We start from the raw sequence: 23,781 nt of genomic DNA, 5'->3' as shown, positions 1-23,781 counted from the left end.
GTGCCAGCAGCTGCCGTCAGTCCACCGAACCAGGGGAGCACTGTGTCCGAACACGCCGTCAGGACCGAGCAGGCCGCGACCGACGACACCGGCCGGCCCGAGCCCGACCAGCCAGACCAGCCACAGCGGGAGCCCGACGAGCCCGAGCCAGGCGAGCAGATCCGGGCGCACTTCCACGGCGACAACCGCCGCCGGGCCGGCGAGTCGGTCTCGGCCGCCGCGATGGTGCGCCGCCTGCCCCAACTCGTCCGCCGCGCCCTCGCCCTGGCCTGGCACGCCGACCGCACCGCCACGGTGCTGCTGCTCTGCTGCCAGCTGCTCTCCGGGATCTTCGGCGCGCTCGCCCTGTACGCCACCACCGGCACGCTCGGCGCCCTGCTGGTCCCCGGCCCGGTCGGCCTCCACCTGCGCCACGCCGCCCCGTCGCTGGCGGTGCTCAGCGCGGCCACCGCCCTGCGTGCGGTGCTCGGCATCACCGTGACCAGCCTGTCGACCAAAGTGGCACCGCGGATCAACCGGGAGGCTGACCTCGCGCTGATCGCCGCCGGCTGCGCCGCCGAGTTGAAGGCATACGACGAACCGTCCTACGCCGAGCAGTGGGAGTCCGCCGACCGGGGCGCGGCCACCACGCCCGACCTGCTCTCCAACGCCCAGGACGTGATCGCCTCCACGGTCTCGCTGGTCGCGGCGGCCGGCGTGCTGGCCACCCTGCACCCCTGGCTGGTCCCGTTCCTGCTGCTCGGCTCGGTGCCCTCCGGCATCGCGGCCGTGCGCACCGCGCGGATCCACTACCTCGCCGCCGTCACCACCAACGAGGAGCGGCAGGCCCTGCGGATCTACCGTTGGTTCCTGATCGACAAGGGCCGCGCCGACCAGGTCCGGTCCGACCAGGTGACGCCGTTCATGATGGCGAAGTACCGGCAGGCCGAGGCCAGGATCGTCGCGGCGACCGACCAGGCCACCCGCAAGGCGGCGAAGGTGTCGCTGCTGGCGGCGCTCGGCACCGGCGCCGGGAGCGCGCTGATCTGGGGCGTCCTGCTCTTCCTGGTCGCCAGCGGCCGGATCGACCTGGCCGCCGCCGGAGCCGCCACCTTCGCGCTGCGCACCGCTTCCAACGGCGTGCAGGGCATGGTCGGCAACGGTGCCCGGCTCTACCGCACCGGCCTCTACCTGGACGACTACTTCAGGTTCCTGGACGAGGCCGGCGGCCACCGGATCCAGCGCGGTTCGATCATCCCGCCCGCCCCCGAACTGGTCGAGATCAAGGCGCTCTGCCACACCTACCCGGGCGAGCAGCAGGAACCCGCACTGCGCGACGTCAGCATGACACTGCGACGCGGCGAGGTGGTCGCCGTGATCGGGCAGAACGGCAGCGGCAAGTCCACCCTGCTCAAACACCTGGCCGGGCTCTACCTGCCGCAGACCGGGCAGATCACCTGGGACGGCGTGCCCGTCGAGGAGTTGGACGCCGACGGCATGTGGCGCCGGGTCGCCCGGGTCCCGCAGGAGTTCGCCCGCTGGCCACTGCCCGCCGCCGAGAACGTCCACCTCGGACACCTCACCGAGGACCTGATGGCCGAAGTGCAGCGGGCGGCGGCGCACACCGGTTTCGACGAGGTGGTGGCCCGGCTGCGCTCCGGCTGGCGCACCCTGCTCGCCCAGGGCTGGCTGGGCGGCGCCGAACTGTCCGGCGGCGGCTGGCAGCGCGCGGCGGTGGCCCGCGCCCTCTACCGCAGCACACTCAACCCCGGCCTGCTGATCCTCGACGAGCCGACCTCCGACCTCGACCCCAGGGCCGAGCACAAGATCCTGCACGCCCTGCGGGCCTTCGCGCCCGACCGGATCACCCTCCTGGTCACGCACAACATCGCCAACGCGGCGGTGGCGGACCGGGTGATCGTGCTGGACCAGGGGCGCATCGTACAGACCGGCAGCTGGCCGGAGTTGGCCGCCCAACCGGACGGCCTCTTCCGTGAACTGCTGGACCTCCAGCGCGACCGCGCGGTGCCGAGCCAGCGGGCGGCCGGCGAGTAGTAGCGACCGTCAGGGCTGGGTCTCGGCTGCCGTGCTTCGGGCGACGGCCGAGATCCGGCGTGCCGCCGCCGAGAAGGTCCGATCAACGTGATTGAGGGCTACTGGCGGCCGGAGTTCTGCTCGCCCGAGCCCGACTCCACCCGCTACCAGGTCGAACACGCCCTCGATGTCGCCGCCAACCGCGCCGACCAGGTGCTCTTCCTGTTCGTCAACGTCTCGGCCACCCACGTCCCCCACGGCGATCGCATCGGCGACAGCTCCGACTCCTGGCAGTCCCAGAGCGCGGCCCTCGCTTACGCCGACGAACATCTCGGCTGGGTCGTCTCGGTCGACTCCACCATCGTGTGCGCCCACCAGAACGCGGCCGGGGCCCGTCAAAAGGGGCCCCGGCTGGCGAGCCCGACCGCCATGCCATCGGGCGCTCGCGCGGCGGGCTGACGACGAAGATCCACCTCGCCGTGGACGGCCGCTGCCGCCCGTTGTGCTTCCGCCTCACACCTGGCCAGGCCGGTGACGCACCTGCTTTCGAGCACGTCATGGCCGCCCAGCGCGTACCCAGGGCAATCGGCCGGCCGCGCACCCGGCCCGTCGTGCACCGTCTTCCAGGCGGGACTCCACATCGCGGGCATCTTCATCTGGTCCGCTCGATGATCCGAGAGGAGCCATCTGACGAGCGTCAGTTCCACGGATCCCGGTAGGGGTTTTCGCCCAGCAGCTTCGCTGCGGCCACGCAGAGGTCTTCGCCGAAGAGTTGGTTGCTGCCCCACTCGGAGCCCCACAGGTCGGACGCGGCCTGGGCCACAGCGCGCCAGGAGTAGTCCTCATCGCATCGCCACGTGCGGATCTGAGCAGCCATCTCCGGCGTGATCGTCGCCGGGTCAACCGTGTGATGAGTCACCCCAGCGACCCTAGGGACGTGACGAGGAAGGTGGCCACCGGATTACGCCTTCGCCCACCCACCGGACAGGCCCAGGACTTCGCCCGCAGGGATCGACAGGCTTACAAGGTCGGGGCACTTCCAGCCCCAGGAGATGGAAGTGCCAGCCGTGCACCTCAAGATCCGAAAGAGCGGGTCTGGACGTGCCGGCCATCGGCCGCGACGGCCAGCAGGACGTCCACCAGCCGGTCCGCCGCGTCAGGCCGGCCGTGCGACCGGGCCCGCTGCGCGATGTCCGCGCGGCGGGCCGGATCCGCGAGCAGCGGGGCGACCGCGTCGCGCAGGGTGTCGGGCGTCGCCTGGCCGAGCAGGGCCACCGCCGCGCCGGAGTCCTGCAAGTGGCGGGCGTTGTGCTCCTGCTCGTTCCCGGCCGAGGTTGCCAGCGGGATCAGCACGGACGCCTTTCCCAGTGCGGTCAGTTCGGCGATCGTGCCCGCGCCGCTGCGGGAGATCACCACGTCGGCCAGCGCGAGGACATCGGGCAGTTCCGGGCCGACGAAACCGGTGACCAGATAGCGGGCTGCCAGGTCGCCGGGAAGGGTCGCAGCCACTCGCCGCAGGTTCTCCTCATGCGCGGGGCCGCACTGGTGGACGACGTTGGCGTTGGTCAGCAGCCACGGCAGGACGTCCCGCACCAGGCCGTTGATCTGCTGCGAGCCCTGCGCGCCGCCCGTGACGTACACGGTGGGGCGAGCACGGTCGAACTCCCACAGGCCGAGCGCCTGGACCGCTTTCTCCGCATGACCGGACAGCACCTCCGGGCGCACCGGGTTCCCGGTGACCACCGCCGTCCTGCGGGCCGCTTCCGGAAGGAAGTCGAGTGTCGACTCCGAGGAGACCGCGAACCGCGTCGCCGCCCGGGCCAGTGACCGGTTGGCCAGCCCCAGGCGCACCGTCTGCTCGTGCACCACCAGCGGACGGCGGCACATCCGGGCCGCCAGGCTCACCGGCACCGCCACGTACCCGCCCGTGGCCAGCACCACGTCCGGCCGGAAGTCGGCCACGATCGAGCGGGCCTGCGCCACACCCAGCGGCACCCGCCCCATGTCCTTGATGTTGGCCGGCGAGGCGAGCTTCAGCGGGTTGCTGGAGCGCCGGACCTTGCCCGTGGCCACCGTGGCGAAGGGGATCTGCTCGGTGGACGTGACCCGGGCTTCGAGGCCTTCGGCCGTGCCGACCCACAGCACGTCCAGGGCCCGGCCTGCTGCCTGCAGCCGTGCCTGCAGCGTCCGGACCGCTGTGAGGGCCGGGTAGGTGTGGCCACCCGTGCCACCGCCGGTGACCAACAGCCGGAAGCCTGGCGGGGGAAGACGGTCGATGTCGGCGTTCACAGCGGGCTCCCAAACTGGCCGTACCGGGACAACGCGGACGATAGCAGGCAACAGGCCGGCGGCTGAGGTGTCTTCACCACCTGGGTCAGCCGGGTCGACCGCTCAGCGGCGCGCCGGGTCCGGTCGCCGCGCCGGCGCCGCGACCCAGGCCAGCGAGTACCAGGAGAGCACGCCGAGCACCGCCGCACTGGGCAGTTCGGCGAAGTACGCCAGCACCTGGGCGAGCTGGTAGGACGAGCCGCGGTGGGCCGACCACAGGTCGAAGAAGGCGTCCATGCCGAGCAGCACCGCGGTGGCCGAGGCCACCGGGCTGGTGGCGCGGTGGCCTCGGCGGACCAGGGAGGCCAGCAGGAACAGCGCGGCCACCTCCATCACGTCTAGCCAGACCCAGGCGTTGGAGAGGTTCCGCGCGCCGAAGTGGCCCCGCACGTCCATCGCGAGCACCACGATCCACGGCAGCAGCAGGAAGCCGGCCGCACGGAACGCGGTGGGCAGCCAACGCCGGAGCGTCCTCTCATGGGCGGCCAGCGTCATCCGAAGCTCATACACCTGACGATCGTATCGATCACCGGATAAGGGAAATGTCGCGCTGAGCACGGCCGGCGCCCGGCGGTCCGAAGACCCGGACCGGCCGCACCGACCGCGCTCGTCGCTCCCGAGCCCGGCTCAGAACGCGAAGACGTGCCCGGTCACCCGCCGCAGCGAACACCCGTTGGTGAACGTCTGCTGGTACACGATGGGTTGACCGCCCCACACGCCCACGGCGGTGGCGGTCACCGGCAGGTAGAGATCCGGACAGAAGACGTGCGACGGCGTCAGGGCGGCGAAGTCACCCTGCGCGTCGGCCAGGTCCGCGCAGGCGGCCAGTGCCTCGGGGTGGTCCCCGGCCGGCTGCGTGTCGCCGCAGTCGAGGGTCACCGTGTGGTCCGCCGTCGTGGTGTTCGGGCCGGTCGGCGCCACCGTGAGGATCAGCAGGTCGGGACCGGCGGTGGTGGCGGCCGCCCCGGTCTCGGCGGCGGCGGGCAGTGCGCCGCCGGCCAGCAGGGTGGCGGTGGCGACGGCGCCGAGGGCTGTCATGAGGACACGACGAGTACGCATATCGAACTCCTTTGGTCGACTGTCCGAACGGACTCGGCAGTATCACCACAGGAAGTTGTCATGACCGTAATCGAACGACGCCGGACAGCCACCACCGGCCACCGTCCCGATGGCCGGTTTCCGTCCTCGCCGCCACCTCGCGCTTCCCGCGACTCATCTCCCGTCCCACCCGTCTCCGGCACGCCGACCGCGCCCGCAGCGTCGGTTCGGCGAGTCGGCCACGCCCGAACGGCCGAGATGGCCACCATCCGTCGAGCGCCGCTCCACCCCGAGTGACGGGCCGTCAACGGCAGCCGGCCACCGCGCGAGACCGTGGGGTGTCCCGCGCGATGGCCGGTGGTTCGGGTGGTTCGGGCGGAACGGTGGAGCAACGGCGAATCAGCCGCTGAACGCCCCGGTGCCGTTCGGCGTGCCGAGGCCGGTGGGGCCGTCGTAGCCCGGGCCGGCGGTGCACAGGTAGGAGCCGCAGCTACCGTTGGAGCCGGTGGTGACGTCGTTCAGCGCGGACGGGTTGGCGTACAGGTCGGCGGCCGGCGTGGTGTTCGCGCCGGGGTTGCCGGCCAGCGCGTAGACGCTGGCGATGATCGGCGAGGAGGCACTGGTGCCGCCGTAGACGTTCCAGCCGGAGGCGCCGTAGGTGTCGTACACGGCGACACCGGTGGCCGGGTCGGCGACCGCGGAGACGTCGGCCACCGTCCGGTTGGCGCAGCCGCTGTCGGTCTGCCAGCTCGGCTTGGCCTCGTAGGCGGAGCAGCCCGAGCCGGTGCCCTCGGTGGCGCTGGTGCCCCAGACCGACTCGCTCCAGCCGCGCGCGCTGGAGTCCTGGGTCAGCGAGGTGCCGCCGACCGAGGTCACGTACGGGGAGGCCGCCGGGTACTCCACGCCGTAGGCGCTGTCACCCGCCGAGGCGGTGATCGCGACACCCGGGTGGTTGTAGTACGAGCTGTCGGCCGACGTCTCGTCCGACGACTCCGAGCCGCCGTAGCTGTTGGAGACGAACTTGGCGCCCAGCGAGACCGCCTGGTTCACCGCGGTGCCGAGGTCCTGGGTGCTGGCCGTGCTGGCCTCGACCAGCAGGATGTGGCAGTTCGGGCAGGTGGCGCTGACCATGTCCAGGTCGAGGGATATCTCGCCGGCCCAACCGGAGTCGGGGGAGGGGTAGTTGGTCCCGCCGTTCTCGTCCACCTTGGTGAAGCAGCCGCCGGCGGAGGTGCAGGCGGGCAGGCCGAACTGGCTGCGGTAGGCGGCCAGGTCGGACTCGGCGTTCGGGTCGTCCTGGGCGTCGACGATCGCCACCGTCTCGCCGGCTCCGTTGGCGGCGGCCGCACTGGCCAGGTTGTAGGCGCCCTGGATGTCGGCCGGACCGTAGCCGGACACCGAGGCGTCGGCCTGGGCCTGGGCGGTCCGGGTGCCGGCCGGGTGCGCCAGCCGGGTCTTGACGGTGCTCCCGCCGGTGACCCGCAGGGCGTTGCAGGCCAGGTAGCCGGCGTGCTGCGGAACCGCGCAGGACCGGGTGAACGTCACGTTGTGGTGAGCGTGGTCGGCCGTGGCCGCGGTGGCGGACGCGGCCTGGCTGCCGATCCCGAGTCCGGCGATCGCCAGGCCCGTCGCGGCGGTGAGGGCCAGCGTGGTACGCCGGACCTTCGGGTTCATGGGGGTACGCAAAAACGTGCTCCTCTGCGGGTGCACCAGTGGGGGTGAGGCCCTTCGGGCGTGGGGTGCCCTCGGGCCGGCCGCGCACGGTCGCTGACGGTGTGCCGTCGTCAGGGGCCGGGTCAACTGAGCGGCTTGGCAAGAGAGTAGGGGCGCGTGGGCATGACAACAATGGGGCTCCCAGGAAACTCACAGAATCCCCTCACCTGACCGTCGATCAAGCCTGGACCTGCACCGGTGCTACGCACAGCTGACGCTCCGTCGGATCCCAGGCCGGATCCCAGGCCGGATCCCAGGTCGGATCCCGGGCCGGCCTCGCGGTCGCGTCGGGTGAGCGCCGGCCGATCGCCTTCGCGGTGGTGCTGGTCGGCGTGGTCAGCCCGATGTGGGGGCGGCGTCGAGTCAGCCGTTGGAACCGGCAGGTGCACGTGGGGACAACGGCATGGGCTGGAGCGTTCTGGGGAAGTCGGAGTATGCGTGGACAGCCGAGGTGCCGGAGGCGACGGTGGGGACGACGGGGATGGCAGGGACAGCAGGGACAGCAGGGACGGCAGGGATCGACGTCGAACGGGTGCGGCGGGACACGGCGGGCTGCGCGCGGGTCACGCATCTGAACAACGCCGGGGCGGCCCTGCAGCCCCGTCCGGTGGTCGACGCGGTGGTGGAGCACCTGCGGCTGGAGGAGGAGATCGGGGGGTACGAGGCGGCCGTCGCGCGGGCCGACCGGGTCGAGCACACCTATGACGCACTGGCCCGGCTGGTGGGCGCGGCCCGCGAGGACATCGCGGTGGTGGAGAACGCCACCCGAGCCTGGGACATGGGCTTCTACGCGCTGCCCTGGGCCCCGGGGGACCGGATCCTGACCTCGCGTGCCGAGTACGCGAGCAACGCGATCGCCCTCCTGCAGACCGCCCGCCGGCACGGTGTCCAGGTCGAGGTGGTGCCCGACGACGAGACCGGGGCCCTGGACGTCGACGCGCTGCGGCGACTGGTCGACGAGCGGGTCAAGCTGATCGCCGTCACCCATGTCCCCACCCAGGGCGGACTGGTCAACCCGGCGGCCGAGATCGGCAAGGTGGCCCGCGAGGCGGGCATCACCTACCTGCTGGACGCCTGCCAGTCGGTCGGCCAACTGCCGGTCGACGTGGGCGAGATCGGCTGCGACCTGCTCACCGCGACCGGCCGCAAGTTCCTCCGCGGCCCGCGCGGCACCGGCTTCCTCTACTGCTCACCGCGCATCCGCGAGAGCCTGGAGCCGCCGTTCCTGGACCTGCACGCGGCGACCTGGACCACCGCCGACAGCTACCAGGTGCGCGCGGACGCCCGCCGGTTCGAGACCTGGGAGACCTCGTACGCCGGGAAGATCGGCCTCGGCGTCGCCGTCGACTACGCCCTCGACCTGGGACTGGACGCCATCGAAGCCCGGGTCACCCACCTCGCCGACGCCCTGCGAACGCGCCTGCGCGCCCTGCCCGGCGTGCGCGTCCAGGATCGCGGTACTCGGCAGAGCGGCATCGTCTCCTTCACCGTCGAGGGCCGGGACAGCCACCGGATCGCCCAGGATCTCCAGGCCCGGCAGATCAACGTGTCGGTCTCCGTGGTGACTTCCGCCCGCTGGGACCTCGAAGCGCGCGGGCTCGACTCCCTGGTTCGCGCCTCCGTGCACTACTACAACACCGAGGAGGAGCTCGACCGGCTCTGCGAGGCGCTGCCGGGTCGCGGGTAGGGCCTGTCCGGTCCGGCCGTCGGTGGTCTGACGCGCTGTCAGATCAGGCAGGTAATTCGCTTTCGGCGGCCGCGCGGCGTGCCTACACTCGCTCTCAGATCGCGCACCGCCGAACCGAACGGCGGTGCGCCCGCGACGAGAAGGGGGCCCGGCCATGCGTGAGCGCATCGCTGCCGTCGTCCCCTCGTCGCTCTCCGAGGTGATTCCGGTGTCTTCGCCCCTCCGGTGCCCGCTGCGCGGCCGGCACCGGATGACCGTGGCGAACGCCTGACCCCTGCCCGCCTGCCGACGCCGGCGCGGGGGAACGCGTGCGGCCTCAACGGAGGCCGCATCGCCCGGTGAATCGCGCCGCCCGCTAGCGGAATCACCAGGAAAGGCCATCGGCCGTGCGTACCGACCTGCACCAGTCCCCAAACCAGCAGTCCGTCAACCCCCTTGCCACCGTGCGCAATCTGGGCATCCTCGCCCACGTCGACGCCGGCAAGACCACCGTCACGGAGCGGATCCTGTTTCTGGCCGGCACCACGCACAAGCGCGGTGAGGTCCACGACGGCACGACCGTCACCGACTTCGACCCGCAGGAACGGGAACGCGGCATCACCATCTTCGCCGCGGCGGCCAGCTGCGACTGGGACGGCCACCGGGTCAACCTGATCGACACCCCGGGTCACGTGGACTTCGCCGACGAGGTGGAGCGCTCGCTTCGCGTGCTGGACGGCGCGATCGCGGTGTTCGACGCCGTCGCCGGGGTCGAGCCGCAGAGCGAGTCGGTCTGGCGGCAGGCCGACCGGCACGGGGTGCCGAGGATCGCCTTCGTCAACAAGCTGGACCGGGCCGGGGCGGAGCTGGACACGGCGGTCGCCTCGATCCGGGAGCGGCTGCGCACCGTACCGCTGGTGGTGCAGTTGCCGATCGGCCGGGAGGACGGCTTCACCGGCGTGGTCGACCTGGTCCGGATGCGCGCCCTGGAGTGGCCCGACGGCCGGAGCACGGTCGCCGAGGTGCCGGTGCCGGCGGACCTGCTGGAGGAGGCGGCCCGTCGGCGCCGGCTGCTGGAGGAAGCGGTGGCGGAGCTGGACCCGCAGGCGCTGGAGGAGTTCTGCGCCACCGGGGCCCTCGCGGAACGCACGCTCACGGCGGCGCTGCGCGAGGTGACCCGCACCGGTGCGGGTGTCGTGGTGCTCTGCGGCTCCGCGTACCGCAACCGGGGGATCGAGCCGCTGCTCGATGCCGCGGTGGCGTACCTGCCCTCGCCGCTCGACGTGCCGCCGGTGCGCGGCACGGTGGCGGACCCGGGCGGTACGGCGCAGGAGCGGGCGGCCGATCCGGCGGCGCCGTTCGCGGCGCTGGTCTTCAAGGTGCAGGCGGCGCCCACCGGGCGGCTGACCTTCCTGCGGGTGTACTCGGGAACGCTGGGCAAGGGAGAGGCGGTGCTGGACGTGGGCGCGAAGCGCACCGAGCGGATCGCGCGGATCCTGCGCGTGCAGGCCGACCGCCACTTCGAGGTGGCACGGGCGGTGGCCGGGGACATCGTCGCGGTGGTCGGCCCCAAGGCCGCCCGCGCCGGTGCCACCCTCTGCACGCCGTCCGCGCCGCTGATCCTCGAACCGCCGACGGCGGCCGATCCGGTCGTCTCGGTGGCCATCGAGGCCCGTCGGAGCGCCGACACCGAGCGGTTGGCGTCGGCGCTGGCCCGGCTGGTCGAGGAGGACCCGTCGCTGGTGGTCCGCACCGACCCCGAGACCGGGCAGACCGTGCTGTCGGGGATGGGCGAGCTGCACCTGGAGGTCGCGGTGGAGAAGCTGCGCCGCGCCCACGGGCTGGAGGTGGGCGTCGGCCGGCCGCAGGTGTCCTACCGGGAGACGGTGGTCCGTGGGGTCTCCGGGCTGGTGTACCGGCACGTCAAGCAGGACGGCGGCGCCGGGCAGTTCGCGCATGTCGTCATCGACGTGGCACCGCTGGCTGCCGAGCCGGCCGACGCGACCGATGCGGCTGTCGCGGCGGAGGGGGTTGATGCTGCGGCGGAGTTCGCGTTCGGCTCCACCGTCATCGGCGGCCGGGTGCCGCAGGAGTACGTGCGTGCGGTGGCAGCCGGCTGCCGGGACGCGCTGGCCGAGGGTCCGCTCGGTGGCCATCCGGTCACCGGGCTGCGGGTCACCCTGACCGACGGGGCCACCCACAGCAAGGACTCCTCGGAGCTGGCGTTCCGGACGGCGGGCCGGTTCGCGCTCCGTGCGGCGCTGCGGGCCAGCGAGATGGTGCTGCTGGAACCGATGGCCGAGGTCACGGTCACTGTCCCGGACGACGCCGTGGGCGCGGTGCTCGGCGACCTGGCCGCCCGGCGCGGCCGGATCGCGGGCCAGACCTCGCGGGGCGGCACGGCGCAGGTCACCGCGACGGTGCCGCTGGCCGAGCTGTTCGGCTACGCGACCCGGCTGCGCGGCCGTACCCAGGGCCGGGGCACCTTCACCACCCGGCCCGCCGGGTACGCCCCGGTGCCGAGCGGGCTCGCCGAGGGCGTGCGCGCCCGCTAGGGGCCTGTACGGCGGATCTTTTCGGATGAGCCCGCGGCGTTGGGCGCCCGGCTGGGCGTGCGCCCGAGTCGTCCTCGTACTGGACGTACTTGGGCGATTCGGGCGTGCGTCCAGCCGGGATGCCCGGCGTCGCGGGCCCGAAAAGATCCGCCGTACAGGTCCTAGCGCCGGCCCGGACCGGGTCTCGCCGCTGAGAATCAGCGGCGAGACCCGGCCTCGCGCCGGTGCCTCGCCTGCGCCCGGCCGGCAAGTCGACAGACCGATAAAATCGGTATGGCCCCCACCCCTCCGATGGATCGTGGTCGCCATGGCGTCGAAGGCCTTACGACTGCCCCGCTACGTGCGGTTCGCCCCGTGGGCCCTGATCGTCGGCGGGCTCACCTGGAACTTCCTGGCCCCCGCCGAGTACTGGGGCGACCCGATGCTGGCGGCGGCGGCCGTGCTGGCGGGCGCGCTCCTCACGCTGCGCGACACCGTGGTCGTCGGCGCCGCCATCTTCCTGGGGATCGTCGTGCTGACCGCCCATGACGGTTCGGTCAGCAACGACAACGGCTACCTCGAACTGGTGAACACGCTCGTCGCCGTCGCCGTGGGCCTCTGGGTCAACCAGGTGGTCGCCCGGCACGGGCGTCGGCTGCGGACGGTGCGGTCGGTGGCGCGGGCGGCGCAGCAGGCGGTGCTGCCTGTCCCACCGCCCGAGGTGGGACCGCTGAGCGTGGCCACCCACTACAGCGCGGCCCAGACGGAGGCGCTGATCGGCGGCGACGCGTATGCCGTTCAGGAGACCCCGTTCGGCGTCCGGGTGCTGATCGCGGACGTCCGGGGCAAGGGCCTGCAGGCGGTGACGGCGGTTTCGGTGCTGCTCGGCGTCTTCCGGGAGGCTGCCGAGCGGGCGCCCGATCTGGTCGCGCTCGCCGACGCCGTGGAGCACACCCTGATCCGCGAGGTCGCGCGCGCCAGCGAGGAACTGCGGATGGAGGGTTTCATCACCGCGCTGCTCGGCGAGTTCGACCCCGAACGCGACGAGCTGCGGCTGCTCGACTGCGGCCACCCGGGGCCGTATCTGCTGCCGGCCGACGGCGGCCCGGCCCGCCGCCTGGACGCCCGCGATCCCGGCCTTCCGCTGGGCATGGGCGCGCTCGGCGGCCCGCGTCCGGTGCCGGATCGCTGGCCATTCGCGGTGGGGGACACGCTGCTGCTGGTCACCGACGGGGTGACCGAGGCCAGGAACAGCGCGGGGGAGTTCTACGACCCGACCCCGCGCCTGCCCACCCTCGGCCACCGCGCCGCGCCGCTGGACTTGGTGCACGCCGTGGCCCGGGACGTCGAGTGCTGGACCGGCGGGCCGCGCGACGACGACATGGCGCTGCTGGCGGTGACCCGCCGCCGTCGCCCGCCACCGGTTCAGACCTATTGACGCTTCGTCAGGCGGGCCCGACCCTACGACCGCTCAGCCCCGGCCGAAGGTGGCCGGCACCGTCTGCCCGCGCTGGTAGCAGGGGAGGCAGCGGACCATCGAGTAGGTGACCACCGGCCCCTGGATCACGTCCTCGTGCCCGCCCGTCTGTGTGAGTTCACCGGCGAACACCCCGCACCCCAGACACCGGCGGGTGGCCTGCGCGCGGCGGAAGCACGGCAGGCAGTACCACCGCTTCGGCTCCTCGGCCAGCAGCGCCACCGGCTGCGGACCGCCGTTGAGGTGCGAACAGAACGTCAGCTCGCCGGTCGCCAGCGCCTGCTGCATGGTGGCCGAGGCCGTGCGGTACCACTGCGGCGCCTGGTCGATGGCGACCTTGCGCGGCGTTCCCCACCCCTCGGTCGCCCCCAGGCCCGCCGCGTCCGCACTGGCCGCGCGGATCTGGTCGTGCAGCGCCACCTCGGCGGGATTCATCTTCTGCTCCACGCCGCCGAGGGTACCGGCCGCCTCCCGCCGGGAGGCCGGGATTGACGGAATCTCCTCGCGAAGAGGCAGCACGGAGCGACTACTGTCCGGGTGTGAGCTCCCAGCAGGGAAGGTGAACCAGCCGATGCCCCGGATCAGCAAGCGGACCCGCAGCCTGGCGGTCGACGGCGAGACCTACCTCTGGTCGCTCGGCGGCGGCCGCCCCGCCGAACCAGGCCGGCCCGCGCCGGCCCGGCTCGTCCTCACCATCCGCCGCCTCGGTGCGCGCGGGCGAGTCCTGGTCGTCTTCGAGGAGGGCCCCGATCGGCTGATCCCCGACGGATGGGTCCCCTCCGGGGCCGTCGGCACGGCAGGCGCCTGGCTGAACCTGCACGAGCCGGGTACGGTGCGGGCCCTGCTCGACGCGGCGCTGGCCGGCGGCTGGCAACCGGACGACCCGGCACCCGAGGAGTTGGACGGCTGGCCGCTGCTCGCCCCGGTGGCCGGGCGGCGTGCCTGACCTGACGTTCCGTCAGCAGCGTTCCGCAGTCGGCGCGGCCGGACAGGCCCTAGCGGTCGAGGGGTGCGGGGACGAGGCCGTCGGCCACCAGACCGGCGAGGACCGCCTCGCTCAGGACGTGCACCGCGGACTGGGGGCGGACCATCACGGTGAACTCCTTGACCAGGCCGGCCTCGTCGAGCTGGAGCAGGTCGATGCCGTGGATCTCCTTGCCCCGCACGGTGGCCCGGAAGGGCAGGATGACCGACGGGGCCTGACTGCCGTCGGTACCGGTCTCGGCCGCGCCCTCGAAGTGTCCGACGTAGCGGAAGTCCTCGAAGGTGCGCAGCAGGACGCCGAAGAGTCCCAGCACCATGGGCTTGCCCTCGAAGGGGGTGAACTTCACCGGGCTGTAGAAGCGGATGTCCTCGGTGAACAGGCCGTCCAGCGCGGTGAGATCGCCCTGCTCCACGGCGACCCGGAAGCGTTCGGCACTCTCCATGGTTCCTCCTGGTAGTCAAGAATATGACTAGTCATTTTCTTGACTATGATGCAGTGACGGACCACGAAAGGGAAGGGCTGCCCCGATGGCCTTGCGACATGCCGTGCTGGCCGCACTGCTGGACGGCGAGTACAGCGGATACCAGCTGGCGAAGGCGTTCGACGTCGGCGTCGCGAACTTCTGGCACGCCCTGCCACAGCAGCTGTACGCCGAGCTGGCCAGGTTGGAGAAGGAGGGGCTGGTCGCCGGTCGGCAGGTGGTCCAGGAGAGCCGGCCCAACAAGCGCCTCTTCCACGTCACCGACGCCGGCCGGGCCGAGCTGGAGAAGTTCGCCGAAGCCGCCGCGAAGCCCTCGTTCATCCGCGACGACCTGCTCGTCAAGGTCCAGGCCGCCGACCGGATCGGCACCGGGCCGGTGATCGGACAGCTCGAGGAACGAGCCCTGGCGGCCGAGGCCAAGATCGAGCTGCTCGGCAAGCTGCTGGGCCAGCTGCGCGGCGATGCGGACGAGGAGGAGTACCTGCGCCGGGGCGAGCGGATCGGACCGTACCTGACCTGCCTGCGCGGCCTCTCCTTCGAGCAGGAGCACCGGGACTGGTGCCTGCGGATCGCCGCCGTCCTGCGGGAACGGCAGGTGACTCGCGCCGACCACTGAATGACCGCGACGTGATCCTCGGCGCGTCCGGTCGTGTGACAGATCCGCGCGAATGGCCGCCGGGAGCGTGCCGGTGTGCCCTGCGGGTGGCCCTGGGTGGTGTGTTGGAGCCGGCGTGCCGACCGTCCGTCGTCCCGAGGGAGAAGTCCGTGGTCAGTGGTAGCGGTGAGCAGCGTGTGGCGATGTCCACGCAGCTGTTGCAGGGGCAGAAGGCGCTGGTGACCGGAGCCAACTCCGGCATCGGCAAGGCGACCGCGATCGCCCTCGGCCGGGCCGGTGCGGACGTCGTCGTCAACTACGTGGCCGGTGCCGACGAAGCCGAGAAGGTGGTCGCGGAGATCAAGGGCTTCGGGGTCCGCGCCTACGCCCACGAGGCGGACGTGTCCCAGGAGGACCAGGTCGTCGGGATGGTCTCGCGGATGGTCGACGAGTTCGGCACCATCGACATCATGGTCGCCAACGCCGGCCTGCAGCGGGACGCGCCGGTGACGGAGATGACGGCCGCCCAGTGGCACAAGGTCCTCGACGTCAACCTCACCGGCCAGTTCCTCTGCGCCCGGGAGGCGGCCAAGGAGTTCCTGCGGCGCGGTGTCGTCCCGGAGGTGTCCAAGGCCGCCGGAAAGATCATCTGCATGAGCTCGGTCCACCAGATCATTCCCTGGTCGGGCCACGTGAACTACGCCTCCTCCAAGGGCGGCGTCGGCATGATGATGCAGACGCTCGCCCAGGAGCTCGCGCCGCAGAAGATCCGGGTCAACGCGGTCGCCCCCGGCGCGATCCGCACCCCCATCAACCAGAGCGCCTGGGACACGCCGGAGGCCGAGGCCGAGCTCCTGCGGCTGATCCCCTACCGCCGGGTCGGCGACCCCGACGACATCGCCAACGCCGTCGTGGCCGTGGCCTCCGACCTGCTGGACTACGTGGTCGGCAGCACGCTCTACGTGGACGGCGGGATGACGCTCTTCCCCGGCTTCGCCACCGGCGGCTGAGCACCGCAGGTCAGCCCTCCCTCAGCCCAGCCGCTCGATCAGGTGGTCGCCGACCCGCAGCGCGTTGGCGATGGCGGTCAGCGAGGGGTTCACCGCGCCGATGCTCGGGAAGAACGCGGTGTCGACCACGTACAGGTTGTCCAGGTCATGGGCCTTGCAGTTGACGTCCAGGGCCGAGCTGCGCGGGTCGTCACCGAACCGCACGGTGCCGGCCTGGTGGGCGGTGGCCCCGATCGGCATGCCCTTGTGCAGGTAGATGCTGTGGTCGAGCAGGCGGTGCGGGTGCATGCCGAGGTCCCCGAGCATGCCCTGGAGCTTCTGCTGCAGCTTCCTGAGGCCGGCCGTGTTGTTCTGCTCGTCGAGCGACAGGGTGACCTTCCCGTCGCGGTCGAGGGTCACCCGGCTCTCGGGCAGCGGGAGGTCCTCGCCGCAGAGCCAGAAGTCGACCGCGTGGTGAGCGAGCACCTCGAACGGCATGTCCGGAGAGAGCTTGCCGGCCAACCGCGGTGCCTCACCACGGATCTGCTCGGCGTCCGACTTGCCGAGCATCTGGATGCCGCCGAGCGGGTAGTCGACGTCGTCCGCGCCGAGGTACCAGTCGTTGAGCGCCAGGGTCTTCTGGAACAGCGTGGGGTTGGGCTCCTTCGAAACCGCCATCAGCGCCAGGTTGTTGTGCCGCATGTAGTGGCGCCCGACCACGTCCGAGCTGTTGGCGAGGCCGTTCGGGTGCCGGTCGTTGGCCGAACGGAGCAGCAGCAGCGCGGAGTTCACCGCACCGCAGGCGACCACGACGACGTCGGCGGCAAAGCCCGCGGTCGAGCCGTCCGCCAGCTCCGCCACCACCCTGGTGACGGTGCGTCCGGCCGGGTCGGTCTCCAGCCGCCGCACGTTGGCACCCGTGATCATGCTGACGTTGTCGTGTTCCAGCGCGGGGTCGACGCAGATCACCTGGGCGTCGGACTTGCCGTTCACCAGGCAGGGGAAGCCGTCGACCCGGTTGCAGCGGATGCAGACGCTGTCATGGGTCGCCCCGCCGTTCTCGTCCTGCTTGAGGTTCACCCCGATCGGCAGGTGGAAGGGGTGCAGTCCCTGCTTCTCCAGGTCGTCGCTGAGCTGCTGGATGCGCGGCTCGTGCGCCACCGGCGGGTGGGCGTACTGCGCACTGGCCGGGCCTTCGGTGGGGTCCTCGCCGTGCTTGCCGTGCACCAGGTAGAGGTGCTCGGCCTGGGTGTAGTAGGGCTCCAGCTCCTCGTAGCGGATCGGCCAGGCGGGGGAGATCCCGTCGTGGTGCCGCAGCTCGCCGAAGTCCTCGGGGCGCAGCCGGAACAGGGCGGCGCCGTAGAACTTGGTGTTGCCGCCGACGTAGTAGTTGACCTCCGGCGGGAACTCGTGACCGTGCTTGTCGTACCAGGTCTCCCGCGCCAGGTACTTGGCCCTGACGAACACCGCGCCGGAGTCCCAGTTGTCGATCTCCCGGGGCAGGTAGCCGCCCCGCTCCAGGATCAGGACGCGTTTACCCGAAGGCGCCAGCCGGTGGGCCAGCGTGCCGCCGCCCGCTCCGGTACCGATGATGATGACGTCGTAGTGCCGATCGTCGGCCATGAGGGCTCCCGTTCTCGAGTCGCTGCCAGTGTGTGATCAGAAGATCGCGATCGGATTGACCGGTGCGCCGGTGGCCCCGGGCAGTCGCAGGGGCGCGATGACGCACAGGAACGACCACCGGTGCGCCTCCTCGCAGAGCGGCACCAGGTCCTCGAACTGCAGGTAGTCCAGCAGGTGCAGTCCCATGGCGTGGACGGCCAGCACGTGCACCGGGAAGTCGACGCCCTGCGTGCTGCTGGGCGCGGTGTCGTTGTTGCCGTCGCTGCCGAGTACCGCGACGTGCCGCCGTGCCAGGAACTCCATCGCCGTGGGGTGCAGCCCGGCACGGGCCGCCGCCGCGTCCCACGCGCCGAGTTCGCGGTGGCGGCGGCGGTGGCCGACCCGGACGAAGAGCAGGTCGCCGCGGGTCACCTGGAGATGCTGCGCGGCCTCGGCGGCCTCGAGCTCGTCACCGGTCACATGGTCGCCGGGGTCCAGCCACCGCACCCCGCGCAGGCGCGGAATGTCCAGCAGGACACCGCGGCCGACGATCCCGTCCCGGGTCACGTCCAGCGAGAGCGCGCTCGCGCCGGCCGGCGTCAGGCTGTTCGCGGGCACGCCGTTGTGCAGCGTTCCGTCATAGATGACGTGACAGAGCGCGTCGAGATGGCTGTCGGCGTCGCCGTGCACGTTCATGGCGAAGCGGTCCGTGGCGAACTGCAGCCCGCGCGGCGCGATCGCGCCGGCGACCGCACCGGTCATCCGGTGCTCGGCCGGATCGGGATCGTGCGGGCCGGGGCGGGTCTCCACCGGCGCGGCGAGCGTGACCGTGCGACCGGATCGGACCTCTGCGACCGCTGTCAGCACCTGCGCCGCGGTGATGGTGTCCAGCGCGCCGTGGTCGGCCGCCCCCTGAGGTGCCTGCCGCCGCACCCGTTGGTACAGGGCGCCGAACTCGGCCGAGCTGAGCCGTGCCGGTCCACTGGATCCTGCGTGTGCTGCCATCGATCCTGGTCCTGGTGTGACGCCTGGCCGGCGGTCCGGGAACGGGGGGCCTCCCGGACCGTGGCGAAGGCGAGCGGGCGGGGAGAGCGTCAGCGACGCTGCTCGAGGTCGAGTGCCTTGTCGAGGGTGCTGGCGGCCATGATCAGGGACAGGTGGGTGAACGCCTGGGGGAAGTTGCCCAGTTGTTCCCCGCTCGGGCCGATCTCCTCGGCGAACAGGCCGACGTGGTTGGCGTAGGTGTGCATCTTCTCGAAGGCGTACCGCGCCTGGAGCGTGCGGCCGGCCCGGGCCATGGCGTCGACGTAGAGGAAGGTGCACAGGCTGAAGGTCCCTTCCGAGCCGCGCAGTCCGTCGGGCGAGGCGGCCGGGTCGTAGCGGTAGACGAGGCTGTCGGAGACGAGCTTGCGGTCCATCGCGTCCAGCGTGCTCAGCCAGCCGTGGCTCTTGGCGGCGAGGAAGCCGACCCGGGGAACGAGCAGCAGCGAGGCGTCGAGCACGTCACCGTCGTAGTGCTGGACGAGCGCCTGCTCCTGCTCGCTCCAGCCGCGCGTCATGACCTGCTCGAGGATGGCGTCGCGGGCCGCCGTCCAGCGCGTGGTGTCGCCGGGCCGGCTGAACTCGGTGGCCGCCGCGATGCCGCGGTCGAAGGCGGTCCAGCACATCACCCGGCTGTAGGTGAAGTCCTTGCGTCCACCGCGGGTCTCCCAGATGCCCTCGTCCGGCCGGTCCCAGGTGTCGGCGAGCCAGTCCAGCGCCGTGGCGAGTCCCTTCCAGCCCTGGTAGTCCAGCTGCTCGCCCACCTGCCGGGCCTCGGACAGCGCGTAGAGGGCCTCGCCGTAGATGTCCAGCTGCAGCTGGTCCATGGCCGCGTTCCCGGCGCGGACGGGGGCCGAGCCCCGGTAGCCCTCGAAGTGCTGGAGGATCTCCTCGGGGATGTCGGGGTCGCCGTCGACGCGGTACATGATCTGCAGCCGCTCGCCGGGCAGGTCGGCCCGCTCGTGCAGCCGGGCGCCCAGCCAGCGGGTGAACCTGGTCGCCTCCTCGACGAAGCCGAGGTCCAGCAGGGCCCGCACGGAGAGCGAGCCGTCCCGGACCCAGGTGTAGCGGTAGTCCCAGTTGCGCTCGCCGCCGACCTGCTCGGGCAGGCCCATGGTGGCCGCCGCGATCGGGGCGCCCGTGGGGTGGTAGGTGAGCAGTTTGAGCGTGATGGCGGAGCGGGCGACCATGTTCGGCCAGCGCCCGCGGTAGCTGGAGCTGCGCAGCCAGGCCTGCCAGTACTCGCCGACCGCGACGAGCTGGTCCTCGACCGCGGCGATCGTGAGCGGGGCGGGTGGCTCGCCGTCCGGAGCGCAGACGGTGAAGGCCGCGGCGGCCGTCTCGCCGGCGTTGAGCGTGACCTCCCCCTGGACGTCCTGGCCGTCACGCCCCACGGGGAAGCTGCACTGCAGGTGGCCGGTCATCCCCGGGGCGCGGAACACGGCGCCGTCCGGCCGCAGTTCGAGGGTGTGGTCGGAGCGGCCGTAGTCGAACCGGGGCCGGCACTCCAGCGAGAACCGGACCGTGCCGCGCACGGCCCGGACACCGCGCAGCAGGGTGTGACGGTCGGTGGGCGTGCCCGTGCGGTCGGGTGCCATGAAGTCGACGACCTCGCCGACCCCGTCCGGCGACATGAAGCGGGTCACCAGGATGGCCGTGTCGGGGTAGTACAGCTGCTTGGTGGCGGCCTCCGGATGCTCGGGGGCGATCCGGAAGTAGCCGCCGCGGTCGTGGTCGAGCAAGGCGGCGAAGATGCTGGGCGAGTCGAAGCGGGGAGCCGCGAACCAGTCGACGACCCCCTGCGACGAGATGAGAGCGGTGGTCTGGAGGTCCCCCACCAGGCCGTGGTCGGCGATCGGCGGATAGCGGTCCATGCTGAGTCTCCGCAGGAATCGGGAGCGTCCCCCGCTCTCCACTATCCGCCTGGCCGCCACGGCGCGCTGCGGATACCACGATCGATCGCCGCCCGGCTTGCTGACCACGGCTACTGCGGTGTTACTGGGCCAGGGTGGTCCCTGCGGTACGGAGGTCCGAATGGAGATGGTCCACATCCGGCTGGTGAGTCCACCGGACCTCACCGAGCAGGTGGTCGGGACGCTCGCCGGTAACCGCCACGTCTTCGACCTCGTCGCGCTGCCGGGCGTGGTGCGCAGTCCGGACGGTGACGCCGTCGAGTGCGACGTCCTGGCCGGGGCGGCCAACGACGTGCTGCGCGGCCTGCGCGCGTTGCAGGTGGAGCGCCGGGGCGCGCTGGTGATCGAGTCGGTCGAGATGGCCTACTCCGGCATCGCCGCGGCAGCGGAGACCCGGCGGCTCGGGCCGCTGGCACACGAGCCGGTGTGGGAGCTCGTGGAGGCCCGGATCCGCGCCGAGGGGACCTATCGGCCGAGTTTCTACCTCTATCTGATCATCGCGGGCCTCATCGGCTCGGTGGGGATCGTCACCAACTCCCAGATCCTGATCGTGGCGGCGATGGTGGTCGGGCCCGAGTACGGCGCGATCGCCAGTGTCGCGCTGGGAATCGACCAGGGGAGCGGGGCGCGGGTCCGGCAAGGGCTGCTGGCCCTGCTGGTCGGCTTCCTGCTCGCCATCGTCGTGACCTTCCTGTTCTCGCTGGTGATCCGGGGCTTCGGCTTCCAGTCCAAGGCCTTCACGCTGGGCATCCGGCCGGTCTCCAACCTCATCAACACGCCCGACTTCTTCTCGGTGGCCGTGGCGTTCCTGGCCGGCGTCGTCGGGATCATGTCGCTGACGCAGGCCAGGACGGGCGCCCTGCTGGGCGTGTTCATCTCGGTCACCACGATCCCGGCGGCCGCCGACATCGGCGTCTCCAGCGCGTTCGAGAGCTGGCGCGAGGCCCGCGGCTCGCTGGTGCAACTGCTGGTCAACATCGTCGTGCTGATCCTGGTGGGTGTGCTCGCCCTCAGGTTCCAGCGTGCGGTCTGGCGGCGGATCGGCCTGCGGGCCGGCCGTTCCCGCCGGTGACCGGGGCTGCGGTGACGGGCGAGCGCCGGGAGTCCACGGCGCGGCCGGTCATCATCGTGGTCATGGGCGTGTCCGGCTCGGGCAAGAGCACGGTGGGCGCGCTGCTGGCCGCCCGGCTCGGGCTGCCGTTCGCCGAGGGGGACGACTTCCACTCGGCCCACGCCCGCGCGGAGATGGCTGCCGGCCGTCCGCTCGGCGACCAGGACCGGCAGCCCTGGCTCGCCTCCCTCGCCGACTGGCTGGACCAGCGGATCCGGCAGGGCGGCTCGGGCGTGCTGGCCTGCTCGGCACTGAAGCGCTCGTACCGGGACCGGCTGCGGGACGGCCGGCCGCAGGTCCGGTTGCTGTATCTGCAAGGCAGCCGCGAAGTCATCGCCGCGCGCCTGGCCGCCCGGCGCGGTCACTTCTTCCCGGCCCGCCTGCTGGAGAGCCAGTTCGACGAGCTCGAGGAGCCGGCGCCGGACGAGCACGCCGCCGTGGTGCCGCTCGCGGGCACCCCGGAGCAGACCGTCGACCGGGCGCTCGCGGCGCTCGGCGCCGAGCCCGGAGCCACGACATGACGACGAACCAGGTGCTCATCGGTGCCGGGCTGATCCTGGTGCTCGCGGTCGGCTCGCAGATCCTGGCGAGCCTGCTGCGCATCCCCGCGCTCATCGTGCTGCTGCCGGTCGGCTTCGCGGCCGGCGCGGCGACCGGTGACGTCAACCCCCAGCGGCTGCTGGGCGCGGCCTTCTCGCCACTGGTCTCGCTCGCCGTGGCGGTGATCCTCTACGACGCCGGCCTCGGGCTCGACCTGGCGCGGCTCAAGGGGCACACCCGGCAGGTGGTGGTCCGGCTGATCTGGATCGGCGTGCTGCTCAGCTGGGTGGTCGTCACGCTCCTGGCGGGGCCGCTGCTCGGGATGGACGGCCGGGCGTCGCTGATGCTCGGGGTGATCCTGGTGGTGTCCGGGCCGACCGTGGTGGGGCCGCTGCTGAGCTTCGTGCGCCCGAAGGACCGGCTGCAGCACATCCTGATCTGGGAGGGATCGCTGATCGACCCGGTCGGCGGCGTCCTGGGCGCGCTGGTCTTCCATGCGGTCGATGCGAGCACCGGCCGTCAGGTCGGCAGCGGGGCACTGCACTTCCTGGGCAGCGCGGCCGTCGGGGTGGCCGGGGGCCTGGTCGGCACGGCGGTGCTGTGGGTGCTGTTGCGCAGGATCGGACTCGGGGAGCTGCTCGGCACCACGGCGCAGCTCGCGGTGGTGGTCGGCGTGGCGGCGGCCTGCGATGTGATCCGGGACGACTCGGGGCTCATCGCCGCGGTCGTGATGGGGCTCGCCGTCGCCAATCTGCGGAGCTTCGACGAGCCGGTGCGGCGGGCGTTCTTCGAGACCCTGGTCAGCCTGATCCTCGGGGTGCTGTTCGTCTCGATCTCGGCCACCGTGACCCCGCACTCGCTGCAGCACGTGCTGCTGCCCGCCCTCGCCCTGAGCGCCGTCCTGGTGCTCGTGGTCAGACCGCTGGTGTCGGCCGTGTCCGCGCTCGGCACCGACCTGTCCAAAGGGGAGCGCGGCTTCGTCGGCTGGATGGCGCCGCGCGGCATCGTCGCCGCGGCGACCGCCTCCACCTTCTCGGCGAGCCTGGTCGACCGGGGGATCGGCGGTGCCGCGAAGATCCTCCCGGCCACCTTCGTGGTCATCGTCGCCACCGTGACGCTGTACGGGCTGACCGCGGCTCCGGTCGCGCGGCGCCTGGGTGTCCTGCGCTCCGCCCGGTCCCGGCCGCTGCTGGTCGGTGCCGAACCCTGGGCGGTGGACCTGGGGCTGGCGCTGCGGGCCGCGGGCCTCGAAGTCCTGATGTGGGCCGGCCCCGAACAGCAGCGTGAGCGCATCGAGCGAGCCGGGATCGAGGTGGCGCCGGGCGAGCTGCTGGCGGCCGCCGCCGGTCAGGGCGCCGAGCTGGCCGGCATCACCGCGGTGCTGCTGCTCACGGCCGAGGACGACTTCAACGCGCTGGCGGCGGAGATCCTGCGGGGCAGTGCCGAGAGCGCGGTCTACCGGACCGGGCCGCCGCCGGACAGCCACGGTGTGGTGGCTCCGTTCCTGGGCGGCGACATCCTGTTCGGCGCGGGGCTGACCCGGTCCGCGCTGAGCGACCGGTACGCGCGGGGGGCGGCCATCGTCGTCCTGCCGGTGGCCGCCGCGCTCCCGGCCGGGCACGACCTGCTGTTCGTGGTCCGCGACGACGGTCGGCTGGACCCCGTCACCGAGGGCGCCACGCCCGTGCCGCGGACGGGTGACCACCTCGTGCTGCTCGGACCGGCGGGCGACGGGCGCGCACCGTCCGCCTGACG

At 72.2% G+C, this 23,781-nt stretch carries 20 protein-coding genes and 1 pseudogene; 11 read left to right on the top strand and 10 right to left on the bottom strand.

What is annotated here, in order from left to right; all coding sequences use genetic code 11:
* Positions 1 to 42: 42 nt before the first annotated feature.
* Both P3T41_RS32980 and P3T41_RS32975 read left to right on the top strand, forming a co-directional pair.
* Positions 43 to 2,034: an ABC transporter ATP-binding protein gene (locus P3T41_RS32980; RefSeq protein ID WP_280694281.1), complete on the top strand. Its 1,992-nt coding sequence runs from the start codon at positions 43 to 45 to the stop codon at positions 2,032 to 2,034.
* Between the two features lie 315 nt (positions 2,035 to 2,349).
* Positions 2,350 to 2,555: pseudogene (locus P3T41_RS32975) on the top strand (IS5/IS1182 family transposase); the annotation flags it as partial.
* A gap of 155 nt (positions 2,556 to 2,710) precedes the next feature.
* Here the strand turns inward: P3T41_RS32975 and P3T41_RS32970 are convergent.
* From P3T41_RS32970 to P3T41_RS32950, 5 genes are all read right to left on the bottom strand, one after another.
* Positions 2,711 to 2,932 carry a hypothetical protein gene (locus P3T41_RS32970; protein ID WP_280694280.1) on the bottom strand — a complete coding sequence of 74 codons (222 nt, stop codon included), beginning with the start codon at positions 2,930 to 2,932 and terminating at the stop codon, positions 2,711 to 2,713.
* 155 nt (positions 2,933 to 3,087) lie between these two features.
* The gene (locus P3T41_RS32965) at positions 3,088 to 4,302 is read right to left on the bottom strand and encodes a UDP-N-acetylglucosamine--N-acetylmuramyl-(pentapeptide) pyrophosphoryl-undecaprenol N-acetylglucosamine transferase (RefSeq protein WP_280694279.1); all 1,215 of its coding nucleotides are present in this window, start codon (positions 4,300 to 4,302) and stop codon (positions 3,088 to 3,090) included.
* A 102-nt stretch (positions 4,303 to 4,404) separates the two neighbouring features.
* A complete protein-coding gene (locus P3T41_RS32960) occupies positions 4,405 to 4,851 on the bottom strand; it encodes a hypothetical protein (RefSeq protein ID WP_280694278.1) in 447 nt (148 codons plus the stop codon).
* 117 nt (positions 4,852 to 4,968) lie between these two features.
* On the bottom strand, positions 4,969 to 5,400 hold the full coding sequence (locus P3T41_RS32955) for an SSI family serine proteinase inhibitor (RefSeq protein WP_280694277.1): 432 nt from the start codon (positions 5,398 to 5,400) through the stop codon (positions 4,969 to 4,971).
* Between the two features lie 378 nt (positions 5,401 to 5,778).
* Positions 5,779 to 7,053: a S53 family peptidase gene (locus P3T41_RS32950; RefSeq protein WP_280694290.1), complete on the bottom strand. Its 1,275-nt coding sequence runs from the start codon at positions 7,051 to 7,053 to the stop codon at positions 5,779 to 5,781.
* A 520-nt stretch (positions 7,054 to 7,573) separates the two neighbouring features.
* Between P3T41_RS32950 and P3T41_RS32945 the strand changes: the two genes are divergently transcribed.
* The 3 genes from P3T41_RS32945 (at position 7,574) to P3T41_RS32935 (ending at position 12,730) form a co-directional block, all read left to right on the top strand.
* The gene (locus P3T41_RS32945; RefSeq protein WP_280694276.1) at positions 7,574 to 8,779 is read left to right on the top strand and encodes an aminotransferase class V-fold PLP-dependent enzyme; all 1,206 of its coding nucleotides are present in this window, start codon (positions 7,574 to 7,576) and stop codon (positions 8,777 to 8,779) included.
* 386 nt (positions 8,780 to 9,165) lie between these two features.
* Complete coding sequence (gene fusA / locus P3T41_RS32940) at positions 9,166 to 11,313, top strand: elongation factor G (RefSeq protein ID WP_280694275.1); 2,148 nt, start codon at positions 9,166 to 9,168, stop codon at positions 11,311 to 11,313.
* Positions 11,314 to 11,620: 307 nt separating this feature from the next.
* Positions 11,621 to 12,730 carry a PP2C family protein-serine/threonine phosphatase gene (locus P3T41_RS32935; protein WP_280694274.1) on the top strand — a complete coding sequence of 370 codons (1,110 nt, stop codon included), beginning with the start codon at positions 11,621 to 11,623 and terminating at the stop codon, positions 12,728 to 12,730.
* A 33-nt stretch (positions 12,731 to 12,763) separates the two neighbouring features.
* Here P3T41_RS32935 and P3T41_RS32930 read toward each other — a convergent pair whose 3' ends face one another.
* Positions 12,764 to 13,216 (bottom strand): hypothetical protein, encoded by a 453-nt coding sequence (locus P3T41_RS32930; protein WP_280694273.1) that lies wholly within the window; start codon positions 13,214 to 13,216, stop codon positions 12,764 to 12,766.
* A 124-nt stretch (positions 13,217 to 13,340) separates the two neighbouring features.
* Between P3T41_RS32930 and P3T41_RS32925 the strand changes: the two genes are divergently transcribed.
* A complete protein-coding gene (locus P3T41_RS32925) occupies positions 13,341 to 13,715 on the top strand; it encodes a hypothetical protein (RefSeq protein WP_280694272.1) in 375 nt (124 codons plus the stop codon).
* Positions 13,716 to 13,764: 49 nt separating this feature from the next.
* Here P3T41_RS32925 and P3T41_RS32920 read toward each other — a convergent pair whose 3' ends face one another.
* The gene (locus tag P3T41_RS32920; protein ID WP_280694271.1) at positions 13,765 to 14,196 is read right to left on the bottom strand and encodes a nuclear transport factor 2 family protein; all 432 of its coding nucleotides are present in this window, start codon (positions 14,194 to 14,196) and stop codon (positions 13,765 to 13,767) included.
* 85 nt (positions 14,197 to 14,281) lie between these two features.
* Here P3T41_RS32920 and P3T41_RS32915 point away from each other — a divergent pair, with 85 nt between their 5' ends.
* The gene (locus P3T41_RS32915; RefSeq protein ID WP_280694270.1) at positions 14,282 to 14,851 is read left to right on the top strand and encodes a PadR family transcriptional regulator; all 570 of its coding nucleotides are present in this window, start codon (positions 14,282 to 14,284) and stop codon (positions 14,849 to 14,851) included.
* Between the two features lie 182 nt (positions 14,852 to 15,033).
* A complete protein-coding gene (locus P3T41_RS32910; RefSeq protein WP_280694269.1) occupies positions 15,034 to 15,840 on the top strand; it encodes an SDR family oxidoreductase in 807 nt (268 codons plus the stop codon).
* A 21-nt stretch (positions 15,841 to 15,861) separates the two neighbouring features.
* Here P3T41_RS32910 and P3T41_RS32905 read toward each other — a convergent pair whose 3' ends face one another.
* From P3T41_RS32905 to P3T41_RS32895, 3 genes are all read right to left on the bottom strand, one after another.
* Entirely contained in the window at positions 15,862 to 17,442 is a 1,581-nt protein-coding gene (locus tag P3T41_RS32905; RefSeq protein ID WP_280694268.1) for a GMC family oxidoreductase, read from the bottom strand.
* A gap of 36 nt (positions 17,443 to 17,478) precedes the next feature.
* On the bottom strand, positions 17,479 to 18,426 hold the full coding sequence (locus P3T41_RS32900) for a cyclase family protein (RefSeq protein WP_280694267.1): 948 nt from the start codon (positions 18,424 to 18,426) through the stop codon (positions 17,479 to 17,481).
* 89 nt (positions 18,427 to 18,515) lie between these two features.
* The gene (locus P3T41_RS32895) at positions 18,516 to 20,336 is read right to left on the bottom strand and encodes a glycoside hydrolase family 15 protein (protein ID WP_280694266.1); all 1,821 of its coding nucleotides are present in this window, start codon (positions 20,334 to 20,336) and stop codon (positions 18,516 to 18,518) included.
* 160 nt (positions 20,337 to 20,496) lie between these two features.
* On the opposite strand from P3T41_RS32895, the gene P3T41_RS32890 reads away from it, so the two are divergent.
* The 3 genes from P3T41_RS32890 (at position 20,497) to P3T41_RS32880 (ending at position 23,779) form a co-directional block, all read left to right on the top strand.
* A complete protein-coding gene (locus P3T41_RS32890; protein WP_280694265.1) occupies positions 20,497 to 21,447 on the top strand; it encodes a DUF389 domain-containing protein in 951 nt (316 codons plus the stop codon).
* Positions 21,448 to 21,509: 62 nt separating this feature from the next.
* On the top strand, positions 21,510 to 22,007 hold the full coding sequence (locus P3T41_RS32885; RefSeq protein WP_280694289.1) for a gluconokinase: 498 nt from the start codon (positions 21,510 to 21,512) through the stop codon (positions 22,005 to 22,007).
* Entirely contained in the window at positions 22,004 to 23,779 is a 1,776-nt protein-coding gene (locus P3T41_RS32880) for a cation:proton antiporter (RefSeq protein WP_280694264.1), read from the top strand. The genes P3T41_RS32885 and P3T41_RS32880 overlap by 4 nt, the downstream gene beginning before the upstream one ends.
* Positions 23,780 to 23,781: the final 2 nt, after the last annotated feature.

The sequence above is a fragment of the Kitasatospora sp. GAS204B genome, assembly GCF_029892155.1.
Taxonomy (GTDB): Bacteria; Actinomycetota; Actinomycetes; order Streptomycetales; family Streptomycetaceae; genus Kitasatospora.
Note: the sequence above shows the minus strand (reverse complement) of the source record. Positions and strands in the feature narration are given on the sequence as shown.